The organism is Pseudomonas sp. IT-232MI5 (genome assembly GCF_949767845.1).
Classification (GTDB): domain Bacteria; phylum Pseudomonadota; class Gammaproteobacteria; order Pseudomonadales; family Pseudomonadaceae; genus Aquipseudomonas.
Map to the genome: position 1 here is coordinate 1 of NZ_CATKQE010000013.1, position 13,343 is coordinate 13,343.

The 13,343-nt window shown below is 56.7% G+C and carries 13 protein-coding genes, 5 tRNA genes and 1 riboswitch; of the genes, 5 read left to right on the plus strand and 13 right to left on the minus strand.

What is annotated here, in order from left to right:
• Window positions 1-278: 278 nt before the first annotated feature.
• Window positions 279-355: transfer RNA gene (locus ACM6JQ_RS12485), tRNA-Arg, on the minus strand.
• Window positions 356-649: 294 nt separating this feature from the next.
• On the opposite strand from ACM6JQ_RS12485, the gene ACM6JQ_RS12490 reads away from it, so the two are divergent.
• Window positions 650-886: a hypothetical protein gene (locus tag ACM6JQ_RS12490; RefSeq protein WP_007919322.1), complete on the plus strand. Its 237-nt coding sequence runs from the start codon at window positions 650-652 to the stop codon at window positions 884-886.
• A 20-nt stretch (window positions 887-906) separates the two neighbouring features.
• On the plus strand, window positions 907-1,086 hold the full coding sequence (locus ACM6JQ_RS12495) for a PA3371 family protein (RefSeq protein WP_095112208.1): 180 nt from the start codon (window positions 907-909) through the stop codon (window positions 1,084-1,086).
• Here ACM6JQ_RS12495 and phnN read toward each other — a convergent pair.
• A complete protein-coding gene (gene phnN, locus ACM6JQ_RS12500) occupies window positions 1,061-1,630 on the minus strand; it encodes a phosphonate metabolism protein/1,5-bisphosphokinase (PRPP-forming) PhnN (RefSeq protein WP_414893915.1) in 570 nt (189 codons plus the stop codon). The genes ACM6JQ_RS12495 and phnN overlap by 26 nt on opposite strands.
• A 390-nt stretch (window positions 1,631-2,020) precedes the next feature.
• Here phnN and ACM6JQ_RS12505 point away from each other — a divergent pair, with 390 nt between their 5' ends.
• Complete coding sequence (locus ACM6JQ_RS12505) at window positions 2,021-2,347, plus strand: Arc family DNA-binding protein (protein WP_169842157.1); 327 nt, start codon at window positions 2,021-2,023, stop codon at window positions 2,345-2,347.
• A gap of 113 nt (window positions 2,348-2,460) precedes the next feature.
• On the opposite strand, the gene mgtE is transcribed toward ACM6JQ_RS12505, so the two are convergent.
• Window positions 2,461-3,903: a magnesium transporter gene (gene mgtE / locus ACM6JQ_RS12510; protein ID WP_007919330.1), complete on the minus strand. Its 1,443-nt coding sequence runs from the start codon at window positions 3,901-3,903 to the stop codon at window positions 2,461-2,463.
• Window positions 3,904-4,224: 321 nt separating this feature from the next.
• Here mgtE and ACM6JQ_RS12515 point away from each other — a divergent pair, with 321 nt between their 5' ends.
• On the plus strand, window positions 4,225-4,743 hold the full coding sequence (locus ACM6JQ_RS12515; protein ID WP_095112210.1) for a cell envelope protein SmpA: 519 nt from the start codon (window positions 4,225-4,227) through the stop codon (window positions 4,741-4,743).
• Window positions 4,744-4,762: 19 nt separating this feature from the next.
• On the opposite strand, the gene ACM6JQ_RS12520 is transcribed toward ACM6JQ_RS12515, so the two are convergent.
• From ACM6JQ_RS12520 to ltaE, 8 genes are all read right to left on the minus strand, one after another.
• Window positions 4,763-4,839 (minus strand) — tRNA-Arg (locus tag ACM6JQ_RS12520).
• Between the two features lie 72 nt (window positions 4,840-4,911).
• Window positions 4,912-4,988: transfer RNA gene (locus ACM6JQ_RS12525), tRNA-Arg, on the minus strand.
• A 71-nt stretch (window positions 4,989-5,059) separates the two neighbouring features.
• Window positions 5,060-5,136: transfer RNA gene (locus tag ACM6JQ_RS12530), tRNA-Arg, on the minus strand.
• Between the two features lie 107 nt (window positions 5,137-5,243).
• A tRNA-Ser gene (locus tag ACM6JQ_RS12535) sits at window positions 5,244-5,334 on the minus strand.
• 62 nt (window positions 5,335-5,396) lie between these two features.
• Complete coding sequence (gene csrA / locus ACM6JQ_RS12540) at window positions 5,397-5,585, minus strand: carbon storage regulator CsrA (RefSeq protein WP_002554426.1); 189 nt, start codon at window positions 5,583-5,585, stop codon at window positions 5,397-5,399.
• A 187-nt stretch (window positions 5,586-5,772) separates the two neighbouring features.
• The gene (locus tag ACM6JQ_RS12545) at window positions 5,773-7,014 is read right to left on the minus strand and encodes an aspartate kinase (protein WP_007919332.1); all 1,242 of its coding nucleotides are present in this window, start codon (window positions 7,012-7,014) and stop codon (window positions 5,773-5,775) included.
• Window positions 7,015-7,104: 90 nt separating this feature from the next.
• The gene (alaS, locus tag ACM6JQ_RS12550) at window positions 7,105-9,723 is read right to left on the minus strand and encodes an alanine--tRNA ligase (RefSeq protein ID WP_007919333.1); all 2,619 of its coding nucleotides are present in this window, start codon (window positions 9,721-9,723) and stop codon (window positions 7,105-7,107) included.
• 146 nt (window positions 9,724-9,869) lie between these two features.
• Window positions 9,870-10,874 carry a low-specificity L-threonine aldolase gene (gene ltaE, locus ACM6JQ_RS12555; protein WP_414893916.1) on the minus strand — a complete coding sequence of 335 codons (1,005 nt, stop codon included), beginning with the start codon at window positions 10,872-10,874 and terminating at the stop codon, window positions 9,870-9,872.
• A gap of 198 nt (window positions 10,875-11,072) precedes the next feature.
• A riboswitch (FMN riboswitch) is annotated at window positions 11,073-11,244 on the plus strand.
• Between the two features lie 101 nt (window positions 11,245-11,345).
• On the opposite strand from ltaE, the gene ACM6JQ_RS12560 reads away from it, so the two are divergent.
• Entirely contained in the window at window positions 11,346-11,855 is a 510-nt protein-coding gene (locus ACM6JQ_RS12560; RefSeq protein ID WP_007919335.1) for a 6,7-dimethyl-8-ribityllumazine synthase, read from the plus strand.
• Window positions 11,856-11,977: 122 nt separating this feature from the next.
• On the opposite strand, the gene astE is transcribed toward ACM6JQ_RS12560, so the two are convergent.
• Window positions 11,978-12,988 (minus strand): succinylglutamate desuccinylase, encoded by a 1,011-nt coding sequence (astE, locus tag ACM6JQ_RS12565; RefSeq protein ID WP_095112212.1) that lies wholly within the window; start codon window positions 12,986-12,988, stop codon window positions 11,978-11,980.
• Window positions 12,989-13,000: 12 nt separating this feature from the next.
• A complete protein-coding gene (locus tag ACM6JQ_RS12570; RefSeq protein ID WP_007919345.1) occupies window positions 13,001-13,291 on the minus strand; it encodes a hypothetical protein in 291 nt (96 codons plus the stop codon).
• Between the last annotated feature and the right edge of the window lie 52 nt (window positions 13,292-13,343).

Consider the following 13,343-nt stretch of genomic DNA (forward strand, 5'->3'; position numbering starts at 1 on the left):
TCACTACCGAAACCTACATAACTCATTGAATCTCAAGGAGTTTTCCGTTTCGACTGCGCCGGAAGTGGGGCGAATTATAGACATCTGAAATCTGCCGTCAAGCGTTAATTGCGCTTTTCTATCGAAGCAAGGAAAAGCCTTCTATATAGAGGCGCTCACGTGAGCCTTACCTGGAATCAAGCCTTCAGCCAGAAAGCATAGGCAAACCCACCCTGGCTCGTAGCAAAGCTTGAGCACGAGGTCAGCGAATATCAAAGGAGAGAGTTTCAACAAATAGATGGTGTCCCAGGGCAGGTTCGAACTGCCAACCTTCCCCTTAGGAGGGGGATGCTCTATCCAATTGAGCTACTGGGACACACGCTTGTCGCAGCAGACGCTGCATGACGGACGGCGTGCATGTTAACCACCGCACCCGGATTTGTCATGTCGTCCGTAGGGCTTTTTAAGTGTAGGCAGCCGCCCTGCCATATCGCGGGAAGAATTACCGTGCATTTTGCACCCCTCCCTAACGCCTTCATTGCAGATTGCAATCCAAGCAAGCCGTAAAAGCCTCTCAAATGCTTGTTTTTAAAGGACTTAACAGAGGTTAAACTGTTGGCACGACGGCTGCTTTATCTGTTCTATAGAAGAACATTCGGAGCCACGCCCCATGAACAGCACTCTTTTGCTTGCAAACGCAATTGCTCTAGTGGTTTTGGTGAGCTCCCAATTTATCCCCGAGAGTTCCGCACCAGAGCCATTGGTTCAGCGTATGCCACATTACCTGCAGGTACAGAGAACGCCGCAACTTGCGGTGCTGAGCGATCAGGTCAACCCCACCTCACAAGCCGTCAGTATTTCCGGGCAGACGCTGCCAGCACTGACTTCAGAACATCTGGTTTTTTGAAATATCTTCAGGAGTACAAAATGTCCAAATCAGCTGCAGGATTTCTGATCCTCGCTTTATTGAGCGGCGTTGTGCATTTATCGTTGTTCGAGGGTACCGAAATCACCCTGCCACTGATTGGCTGCGGTGTGTTTACAGTGCTGTTTGTGCTTGCAATGGCTGCCGGACGGAAAATCAAATTTGATCCGGTTTTACGTTGATCCCGATCAGGCGCAGAAGATCATTGACGGCCTCCGCCAGATTTCCGGAATTATCGATGTGATATACCGGCCCATCACTTGACCTCCGATCCTTGAACAACGCATTGCGAGCCAGTCTTTCTTCAATCTGCTCAAGCGTCTCTCGACCACGTCTGAGCAGACGTTCTCGCAAAACTTCATTCCTGACCGTAAGCAAAACCGGCAGCAGCGACGGATAGCGCTCCAATGCCTGGCGCAGATTGGCGCGGGAACCGTTGACCAACACATGCTGACCAGCTTTCAGTCGCTGATCCATTTCCACCGTAATTCCATAGGAAAGACCATTGGCGCGCCAGGCCAGCGAGAAGTCGCCAGCGCGCTCGCGTCGCTCGAACTCCTCCGGTGTCACCCCGATGGCATCCTCTCCTACCGATTCAGCGGATCGCGTGATCACCCGACGCATCACCTCGCAGTTCAACGCACGCAATGGCACCCGCGCGGCTTCAATCAAACTGTCCTTTCCCGAACCGGACGGCCCCATCAAATAAATTAGCTTGCCATCCATCCTGAAAACACCCTCCAGCAGGGGTATGCCACTAGTAAATCGGCAATTTGCCACTATCCTGTACAGGTAAGGAACAAGGATTTAGAACCCGCATAGAATGCACGTTCTGATGCCTTCGAACATCAATTGATGTGCGGCAGGAACCGAACAAGGATGCGGACAGTGGCGAAGATTTCAAACCAGTCCGCATTTCTGATAATTGGTGCTGGCATTACGCCTTTACCCAGCTCAATATTTGTCACAGAATTGACGCCAATGATCTGGCAATTTTGAGGCATGATGCGGGCCTCTTAACAATTCAGGTTGAACCATTTGGCGCGGATGCTTGTCCTACCACACATCCTGCGGCCAATCCCGAGAACCGCTCCCCTGAACTAACCGGTTAAATATATGCGCCCATTGAAACAGGCAATTTATTCCAGCCGTACGGCTGACAAGTTCGTCGTACGTCTGCCAGACGGAATGCGGGAACGCATTGCCGAGGTGGCTCGCAATCATCATCGCAGCATGAACTCCGAAATCATTGCGCGCCTTGAGCAGAGTCTTATTCAGGAAGGTGCACTGGGCGAAGAGCTGAGCATGCGCCTGGACAGCCCGGAGCTGTCGTTGCACGAGCGCGAGCTGTTGCAACGTTTCCGCCAGCTGTCTCACCGTCAACAAAATGCTCTGGTGTCCTTGATTGCCCACGATGCAGAAATGGCAGCAGACGCGCCCTGAGCCATACCGAACATCTCAAGCCAGCTTAATTGCTGGCTTTTTTTCGCGCGGATTTTGGGTAATCGCAGGCACAAAAAAGCCCGCCAATTGGCGGGCTGTTTCAATGCTGCCGGTTAGAGCAGGAAGATTGTCGCCAACCCCAGGAATATGAAGAAGCCACCACTGTCGGTCATCGCAGTGATCATCACGCTGGCTCCCATTGCCGGATCTCGCCCCATCTTCGCCAGGGTCATAGGGATCAAAACGCCCATCAATGCAGCCAGTAACAGGTTAAGTGTCATTGCCGCGGTCATTACCACGCCCAGGGACCAACTCCCGTAGAGCAGATAGGCAACAACACCGATCACACCTCCCCAGACCAAGCCATTGATCAAGCCTACCGCCAACTCCTTGCGCATCAGGCGCGAAGTATTACCGGTACTGACCTGATCGAGCGCCATGGCGCGAACGATCATGGTGATCGTCTGGTTACCGGAATTACCACCAATACCCGCCACGATCGGCATGAGTGCCGCCAGTGCTACCAGCTTCTCGATCGAACCCTCGAACAGACCGATCACTCGCGACGCGACAAACGCAGTGATCAAGTTGATCGCCAGCCACGCCCAACGGTTACGCAGAGACTTCCATACCGAAGCGAAGATATCCTCCTCTTCACGCAGACCGGCCATGTTGAGGACTTCGTTCTCGCTTTCCTCACGAATCAGATCGACCATTTCGTCGATCGTCAGACGGCCGATCAACTTGCCGTTCTTATCGACTACCGGGGCGGAGATCAAGTCGTAACGCTCGAAGGCCTGTGCGGCGTCGTAGGCATCTTCGTCCGGGTGGAAGCTCACCGGATCACTGGCCATCACCTCGGCAACTTGTTTGTCCGGGTCATTGACCAAAAGGCGCTTGATCGGCAGTACACCCTTGAGCACACCATCGTAATCAACGACAAAGAGCTTGTCGGTATGACCTGGAAGCTCTTTGAGGCGACGCAGATAGCGCAGAACCACTTCGAGACTGACATCCTCACGGATAGTCACCATCTCGAAGTCCATCAACGCACCGACCTGCTCCTCGTCGTAAGACAGGGCCGACCGCACGCGTTCACGTTGCTGGTTATCCAGACTCTCCATCAGCTCGTGGACGACGTCTCGCGGCAGCTCGGAAGCCAGGTCAGCAAGTTCGTCGGCGTCCATGTCCTTGGCCGCGGCCAGGAGCTCGTGATCGTCCATGTCGGCGATCAGCGTTTCACGAACAGAGTCGGATACTTCGAGAAGGATATCGCCGTCGCGATCAGCCTTGACCAATTGCCAGAGCGTCAGACGATCGTCCAGCGGCAAGGCTTCAAGGATGTAGGCGACGTCGGCAGAGTGCAGATCATCAAGCTTGCGTTGCAGCTCGACGAGATTTTGTCGATGAACCAGGTTTTCGACGCGATCGTGATGCGCGCCTTCCTGGCGATGAGTCAGGTCTTCGACGACGCGCTGACGCTGCAGCAACTCGACAACCTGAGCCAGGCGATCCTGCAGGCTTTCTTGTGTTTTCTTTACTTCGATTTCAGACATAGGCGAACTCCACTCCCAGCAGCGGGGCACGCCGGAAGGATCAATCAGTCAATTCATGATTGGTGAAACGGGGTACTGAGTAACTACTGGGTAAGTCCATGGAGGTTTTCCACAAGCCCCGGCGGGGCTGACGGGCGCAATGATACACCGCCTGACGGTTTAAAACGTTAAAAAATCGCGGTCGAAACAAGCGCTTGCGAAACAATCCTGAGCACTGTCCTGATCCCTGCACATGCGACGACTCATCCTGAAAAGAAAACACACCGGCACTGGAAAATGTAGCGACTACCCTTGAGCGTAGATCGTCATGGAGGACGTCGAATGCCATTGAAACCATCCCACCTTGTACTCACCAGCCTGTTCTGCCTGCCGCCGACCGGGGCCGCCCTCACCCTCCATCGCTGCGAGGCAGTCGATGGCAGCATCACCTTCACATCAATGAGCTGCGCTCAAGGCGAACGACGCTCAGAGCAGGACGTTCACCCCTACTTGCCCGGATCAGTCGCGGCAGTGATGCCGGAGCACAACCACGAAGAAACATCCGGCATGACAAACCGAATTCGGGAACCCGTCATTGTTGGCCACACAGAAGACCGATGCGGAAATCTGATCGACGCGAGACAACGTCGCGAAGCGATCATCAATCGCCGAGTCATTGCCGGCATGAGTCAGCAAGACGTCGAAAGCGCGTTAGGCAAACCGGACAAGGTGAATATTCGAACATCGGCGACCAGCTATCGCTATGACCTCAAGCGAGGCCGTTCGGCTCAAATAGATTTTGATGAGAGGGGATGCGTGAAGGCAAAAACCAAATCCCGGACAGCAAAAAGCCCGCGTTAAACGCGGGCTTTTCGGTATATGGTGCACTCGACAGGATTCGAACCTGTGACCGCTCGGTTCGTAGCCGAGTACTCTATCCAGCTGAGCTACGAGTGCAATTTGTGTTTTTAGACCAGACCACAACTGGCTGAAACCAAGTTATTCACATTGCTGCAACTAACTCTTAAATGGTGCACTCGACAGGATTCGAACCTGTGACCGCTCGGTTCGTAGCCGAGTACTCTATCCAGCTGAGCTACGAGTGCATTTGTGTTTTTAGACCAGATCACATCTGGTTGAAGCCGAGCTATTTACATTGCTGTAACTAACTCTTAAATGGTGCACTCGACAGGATTCGAACCTGTGACCGCTCGGTTCGTAGCCGAGTACTCTATCCAGCTGAGCTACGAGTGCATTTGTTGCGCCGCATTATAGCCCGTCTAATCTCTATTCCAACCACTTTTTCTATTAATTTCAACAACTTACAGAAAAAGCCAGATTACGACGTACTAAGCAAATAATGGCGGAGAACGGGGGATTCGAACCCCCGACACCCTTTTGAGGTGTACTCCCTTAGCAGGGGAGCGCCTTCGGCCACTCGGCCAGCTCTCCGCAACACGGGGCGTATCTTAACCAACCTTTTCCCCGTTTGCAAACATAAAAATCGATAAAAATTAATGGCTTGGTTCTTCGTCCTTCTCTTTCTTTATACGCAGGTAAATTTCCTCACGGTGCACGGCAACCTCTTTCGGGGCATTGACGCCGATACGCACTTGATTTCCTTTAACGCCGAGCACGGTCACGGTGATTTCGCCATCACCGATAATCAGGCTTTCTGCGCACCGACGAGTCAGAATCAGCATACCTTTCTCCTTACGCAATTCAGTTCAGGGACAACAGTCTGCAAAAAAAAGGCACCCGACCTACAACCGGAGCGATCGTAGCCCTACATGCCTGAGTATTGACCAGCGCGAGCAAAAGAACAGTTCAGGGCTCGCGCCATTCAAAAAATAAAGGGCGCGGTCAGACCGCGCCCTTCAAGAAACGGAATTACTCGCCTTGACGGGCCGGAGCATCCAGTTCGAAAGCCGTGTGCAGGGCGCGCACGGCCAGTTCCAGGTACTTCTCTTCAATCACCACGGAAACCTTGATTTCCGAAGTCGAGATCATCTGGATGTTGATGCTTTCTTTCGCCAGGGATTCGAACATGCGGCTGGCCACGCCTGCGTGGGAACGCATGCCGACGCCGACGATCGAGACCTTGGCAATCTTGGTGTCGCCAACCACTTCACGGGCACCGATCTCGCGAGCGGTGTTTTCCAGCACGGTCTGTGCGGCCTGGTAGTCGTTGCGGTGCACGGTGAAGGTGAAGTCGGTGGTGTTATCGTGCGCAACGTTCTGCACGATCATGTCGACTTCGATGTTCGCGGCACTGATCGGGCCGAGAATCTTGAACGCCACGCCCGGGGTGTCTGGCACGCCACGGATGGTCAGCTTGGCTTCATCGCGGTTGAAAGCGATGCCGGAAATGATCGGCTGTTCCATGGTTTCCTCTTCATCAATAGTAATGAGGGTGCCCGGACCCTCCTTGAAGCTGTGCAGTACGCGCAGCGGAACGTTGTACTTGCCGGCGAATTCCACCGCACGGATCTGCAACACCTTGGAACCGAGGCTGGCCATTTCCAGCATCTCTTCAAAGGTGATCTTGTCCAGGCGCTGAGCGACCGGCACAACGCGCGGGTCGGTGGTGTAGACACCATCCACGTCGGTGTAGATCTGGCACTCGTCAGCCTTCAACGCGGCAGCCAAAGCCACGCCGGTCGTGTCGGAACCGCCACGACCAAGGGTGGTGATGTTGCCGTGCTCGTCGACGCCCTGGAAACCGGCGACAACCACCACGCGACCTGCTTTCAGATCACCGCGAATCTTTTGGTCATCAATCTGCAAGATACGCGCTTTATTGTGCGCACTGTCGGTCAGGATCCGCACCTGATTACCGGTGTACGACACCGCCGGCACACCGCGCTTGATCAGCGCCATCGCCAGCAGAGCAATCGTCACCTGCTCACCGGTGGAAACAATCACGTCCAGCTCACGCGGAACCGGTTGCGTGTCGCCACTGATTTGCTTGGCCAGATCGATCAGACGGTTGGTTTCGCCGCTCATTGCAGACAGCACAACCACCAGGTCATCGCCGGCATCGCGGAATTTCTTAACCTTGTCGGCGACCTGCTCGATTCTCTCGACGGTACCGACCGAGGTGCCTCCAAATTTCTGTACGATCAAAGCCATTTCAAAGCCGCCTCTGCCCATGAAGGGCGCCCAATAATCACTCGAACAGCCGCCGGGCCCGCCACTAGACTGCGGGCCCGACGGGCCGTCTTATAAACCCTGCTCGACGAATGGAACGGTCAGCGCCAGTGCGCCATCCAGTGCGCCGGCGTCGACACCGCCGCCCTGCGCCATATCCGGACGACCACCGCCCTTCCCGCCCACTGCCGCAGCAGCCTGCTTCATCAAATCACCGGCTTTGAGTTGGCCAGTCAGGTCCTTGGTTACACCTGCAACCAGTACGACCTTTTCCTCATGGACACTGCCGAGCAGGATCACTGCGCGACCGAGTTTGTTCTTCAACTGATCAACCAGCGCCAGCAGCGCCTTGGCGTCCTGACCATCCAGACGTGCAGCCAGAACCTTCACGCCTTTGACGTCCAGCGCCGAGGAAGACAGATCGTCGCCCGCAGCACTGGCAGCCTTGGCTTGCAACTGCTCGAGTTGCTTCTCCAGTTGGCGATTGCGCTCCAGCACAGCCGACAGCTTGTCGATCAGGTTGTCGCGGCTGCCCTTGACCAGGCTGGCCGCTTCCTTGAGTTGTTCTTCTGCCGCGTTCAAGTAAGCCAGTGCTTGCGCACCGGTAACTGCCTCGATACGACGCACACCCGAAGCCACACCGCCTTCGCTGATGATTTTCAGCAGGCCGATGTCGCCGGTACGGTTGGCGTGGATACCGCCGCACAGCTCGACGGAGAAATCGCCGCCCATGCTCAACACACGTACGTTGTCGCCGTACTTCTCGCCGAACAGCGCCATCGCGCCCTTGTTCTTGGCGGTTTCGATGTCGGTTTCTTCGGTTTCAACGGCGGAGTTCTTGCGAATTTCGGCGTTGACGATGTCTTCCAGCGCCTTGATCTGCTCAGGCTTGATCGCTTCAAAGTGGCTGAAGTCGAAACGCAGACGCTGGCTATCCACCAACGAACCTTTCTGCTGAACGTGCTCGCCCAGCACCTGACGCAAAGCAGCGTGCAGCAAGTGCGTGGCCGAGTGGTTCAGCGAGGTAGCGTGACGCACCTCGGCATCGACATGAGTTTCCACTGGCGCGCCGATGGTCAGGCTGCCCGAATCCAGTACACCGTGGTGCAGGAATGCGCCGCCAGTCTTGGTGGTGTCGCGAACGTCGAAACGTGCGCTGCCCGCCTGCAGATAACCGCAGTCGCCGATCTGGCCGCCGGATTCAGCGTAGAACGGCGTCTGGTTCAGCACGATCACCGCCTCTTCGCCTTCATTCAAGACGTCGACCGACTGGCCATCTTTATAGATAGCAACGATTTTTGCCGAACCGCTGGTGTCTTTGTAACCGGTGAACTCGGTGGCCACATCAACCTTGACCAAGGTGTTGTAGTCCAGACCGAACGAGCTGGCCGAACGCGCACGAACACGCTGGGCTTCCATCTCACGCTCAAAACCGGCTTCGTCGACTGTCAGGCTGCGCTCGCGGGCGATGTCGGCGGTCAGGTCCATCGGGAAACCGTAGGTGTCGTAGAGTTTGAAGACTACGTCGCCCGGCACCACGGTGCCTTTGAGTTCCAGCAGATCCTGCTCGAGAATCTTCAGGCCGTGCTCAAGCGTCTTGGAGAACTGCTCTTCCTCGGCCTTGAGCACGCGCTCAATGTTGCTCTGCTGCTTCTTCAGTTCCGGGAAGGCTTCGCCCATCTCGGCAACCAGCGCCGCGACGATCTTGTAGAAGAAGCTGCCGGTGGCGCCCAGCTTGTTACCGTGACGGCAGGCGCGACGGATGATCCGGCGCAGCACATAACCGCGACCCTCGTTGGACGGCAGCACGCCGTCAGCGATCAGGAAACCGCACGAACGAATGTGGTCGGAAACAACCTTGAGCGACGACTGATCGCCGTTTTCGCAACCGATCGCTTCAGCCGAAGCCTTCAGCAGGTTCTTGAACAGGTCAATGTCGTAGTTGGAATTGACGTGCTGCATCACCGCACTGATCCGCTCCAGACCCATGCCGGTGTCGACCGACGGCGCTGGCAACGGATGCAACACGCCATCGGCGGTGCGGTTGAACTGCATGAACACGTTGTTCCAGATTTCGATGTAACGGTCACCGTCTTCTTCCGGCGAGCCCGGTGGGCCGCCCCAGATGTGGTCGCCGTGATCGTAGAAAATCTCGGTGCACGGGCCGCACGGGCCGGTATCGCCCATGGTCCAGAAGTTGTCGGAAGCGTACGGCGCGCCTTTGTTGTCGCCGATGCGGATCATGCGCTCGACCGGCACACCGATTTCTTTGGTCCAGATGTCATACGCTTCGTCGTCGGAGGCGTAGACGGTGACCCAGAGTTTTTCCTTCGGCAGTTGCAGAACGCCGGTCAGGAAGGTCCACGCGTAGGTAATCGCGTCCTTCTTGAAATAGTCACCGAAGCTGAAGTTACCGAGCATTTCAAAGAATGTGTGGTGACGAGCGGTATAACCGACGTTTTCCAGGTCGCTGTTCTTGCCACCGGCACGCACGCACTTCTGGCTGCTGGTCGCACGGGTGTACGCACGTTTTTCCTGGCCCAGGAAGCAGTCCTTGAACTGGTTCATCCCCGCGTTAGTGAACAGCAGGGTTGGGTCGTTGCCCGGAATCAAAGAGCTGGAGGCTACACGGGTGTGGCCTTGCTCTTCGAAGAAGCGAAGGAAGGCTTCACGGATTTCTGCGCTTTTCATTAGGTTCTTCCACGGAGGCTGCGGCCAAAGGCCTGTTCGAAACGTCAACAGACGAAGCGACGGCAAAGGGCCGCATTATATCGGCCCTGCGCGCGGGGTACAGCGTGTTTATACGATAGAAACGGTCAATTGGACGGCTAACGCTGTCACTTGCGCGAAAACTCGACGAATGTCGCGATCACTTGCTCGATTTGCGAGCGATTGACGTCCATGTGCGTGACCATACGCAGGCGTGCGGCGGCGCTCAACTTGATCCCGCGTTCGGCAGCAAAGGCCTTGATCGCTTCGGCTTTGTCGCCCATTTGCACATAAACCATGTTGGTTTGCACCGGTTCGACGATGAAACCTGCTTCACGCAGACCGTCGGCCAGCAGTTGCGCATTGGCGTGGTCGTCGGCCAGACGCTCGACGTTGTGATCCAGCGCGTACAGCCCCGCCGCTGCCAGCAACCCGGACTGACGCATGCCACCGCCGACCATTTTGCGCAGACGGCGAGCCTTGCCGATCAACTCGGCCGAACCGCACAACACCGAACCCACCGGCGCGCCGAGGCCTTTGGACAAGCACACCGACACTGAGTCGAAATGCTGGGTGATTTCCCGGGCCTCAACACCCAGCTTGACCGCCGCGTTGTACAGGCGCGCGCCGTCGAGGTGCAGTTGCAAGCCTTTTTCCTGAGTGAAGCGGCGTGCGCGGGCCAGGTACTCCAGCGGCAGCACTTTGCCCTGCATGGTGTTTTCCAGCGCCAGCAAACGAGTCCGGGCGAAATGGAAGTCGTCCGGTTTGATCGCGGCGGCGACTTGATCCAGATCCAGCGAACCATCGGCTTGCACTTCCAGCGGCTGCGGCTGGATCGAACCGAGCACCGCCGCGCCACCGCCCTCGTATTTGTAGGTGTGCGCCTGCTGGCCAACGACGTATTCGTCGCCGCGCTCGCAGTGCGCCATCAAACCCAGCAGGTTGCTCATGGTGCCGGTCGGCACAAATAAAGCGGCGGCAAAACCCAAGCGTTGGGCCAATTCGGCTTCCAGGCGATTGACCGTCGGATCTTCGCCGTACACGTCATCACCGGTGTCCGCCGCAGTCATCGCGTCGAGCATGGCGGGAGTCGGTTGGGTGACAGTGTCGCTGCGAAGATCGATAACGCTCATGAACCTGGCCTCAAATCAGCAGGGGAAATCCCTTTACGAAGTGGAATTACTGCGGTCATCGCGTGGATTAATCAAGCCTTGGGCAAGGAAAAGTCGTTTCGAGCCTGCAAAAAATTCGATGGCAATCATCAGAAAGGCGCAATGCACAGACACACAATCTGTGTTAAAAACGCTGCGCCGCCCCAGAAAGGGCGGCAAAAACGTTCTCAGGGCGGGGTGCAATTCCCCACCGGCGGTAATTGCGCGCAATGCGCATAGCCCGCGAGCGCTTGGCGACGAACACGACTTCGGTTGAGATCGGCGGCAAGGTCAGCAGACCCGGTGTGATTCCGGGGCCGACGGTCATAGTCCGGATGAAGAGAGAACGGGATTAACGCCAAAGGGCCGTCCGCGCGATGTTGTGCGTGTGCGCACCCTTGAATCCCTTTCGATTCATAACGCCCTGTTTTTCACACAAACAGGAGTCAGAACATGCAACCCACCGCTATCGACAGCAAAAGCAAACACCCTCACGGCGAGCGCGTCGCGTTCATCCAGGCCTGCTGGCACAAGGAAATCGTCGACCAGAGCCGAAAAGGCTTCGTCGCCGAAATGATTGCCCTGGGTTATCAGGAGTCGGACATCGATATCTTCGAAGTCGGCGGCGCCTTTGAAATGCCCCTGCACGCCAAGTTGCTGGCCAAAACCGGCCGTTATGCCGGCATCGTCGCCGCTGCTCTGGTGGTTGACGGCGGCATCTACCGTCACGAGTTCGTCGCCCAGTCAGTGGTCAGCGGCCTGATGCAGGTGCAGCTGGAAACCGAAGTGCCGGTGTTCTCGGTGTCGCTGACCCCGCATCACTTCCATGCCGGCGACGAGCATCAGAAGTTCTTCTTCGAGCACTTTGTGCACAAGGGTCAGGAAGCAGCGCGGACTTGCGCGGATACGCTGCGCAAGGTTCGCGCACTGCGTCGTACAGAGCCGCATGCTGTAGCCGTCTAAGCCTCCAACGATCGTTCCCCTGCTCTGCGTGGGAATGCCTCAATGGACCGCTCTGCGTCCGCTTTGGGACGCGGAGCGTCCCGGGCTGCATTCCCACGCGGAGCGTGGGAACGATCATCACGTCAGGCGAGGTTTTCGTCGGTGGTCGGGACGATCAGGATGCCCGCGCGCAAGCCGTTCTTGACCTTGGGATTGGGGAAGATGATCCGTGCGCCCTCTTCCTCGATGATCCAGCGGGTATTGGCCAAGTCTTCGGCCAACACGTAACCCATCTCCAACTCGGAAAAATTTTCGATGTCCTGCGGCAGGTTCAAGCGAAAGGCATCGCTGTGCTTGATGATTTCCCGCGCCACGCTGAAAAGCTGCAAACCATCCAGCTGCGCTTCAGCCATCTGTGGCTCAGTGCCTTCGATAATCTGCTTCAAACGAGTTTCCAGCAGCGAGACGTTAACCCCGTCGTTCTGCCCGAATGGCCGCGCCTTGCCCAGTTCCAGCGTAAACGCCTCGGCACCGAGCTTGTCGTAGGTGTACGAACTGAAGACGATCGACGGTTTGTTCTGCAACAGCACCGCTTCCATCCCGGCAGCACGCAGACGTGCCAGCTCCAGACGCGAATGCTGGCGACCTTCTTTCCACGGATAGAGTGCGAACTGTTCGATCTTCGAACCGCGAATCGCCGTGTGCAGGTCGTAGTGCAGGCGCTGGCGATCCGGCAGGCTGAAGAAACTCGCCGCCAGACGTTCCAGCTCACAAGCTCGCAGCGCTTCCGAACCACTGCTTTGTTCATGGCGGCCGTTGAACAGCCGATTGACGTCCTGCTCGACGAAACGCTCGCCTTTGCGAATCGCTTCCGGGTTGCCGAACAGGAACAGAATGCGTGCGCGCGGCTTCAAATCGCCGCGAGCGATGTCGTGCAGCAACCGATCAAGCAGCTCGATCGGCGCTGTTTCGTTGCCGTGGATGCCTGCCGAAAGCAGCAGATCCAGGCCATTGTCGCGCGCTTCGGGTGGCCGGACTTCCAGCGCACCTTCGCTCAACCAGCGCATACGCACGCCTTCGACAGTCAGTTGAGTCTTCTCCGCCGGTTCGCGGCCGGCGAGGGTCAGTTCAAGCAGTTTGCCGAGGGCGAGCATAGAGCGGTTTCCTTAGTGGTCGTGGTTGCAATCCGGGCCGTGCACGTGGTCTTCGTCGTCGCCGACGTCGGCCGGTTCCATTTCCAGTTGTAGACTTACCAGATTAGTCGCCAATGGGCGCAGCAGCAGGTTGGCGTACTCGGCGTCACCTTCTTCAACGTCCACGCCGATCAGCAGTTGGCCACGGCCGTCCTGCTGGATCCACAGCTCTTTGCCTTGCCACATGACCGCGACGCGGGTGCAGGAGGTCTCCAGTTGCGTGCCGTCGGTGTCTTCAAGGATCAGCTGCAGGGAATCGCTCATGTTTTTACTCTCTAGGTGAGACAAGCCGGGCGCCGCGTTCAGGCGACGCGCT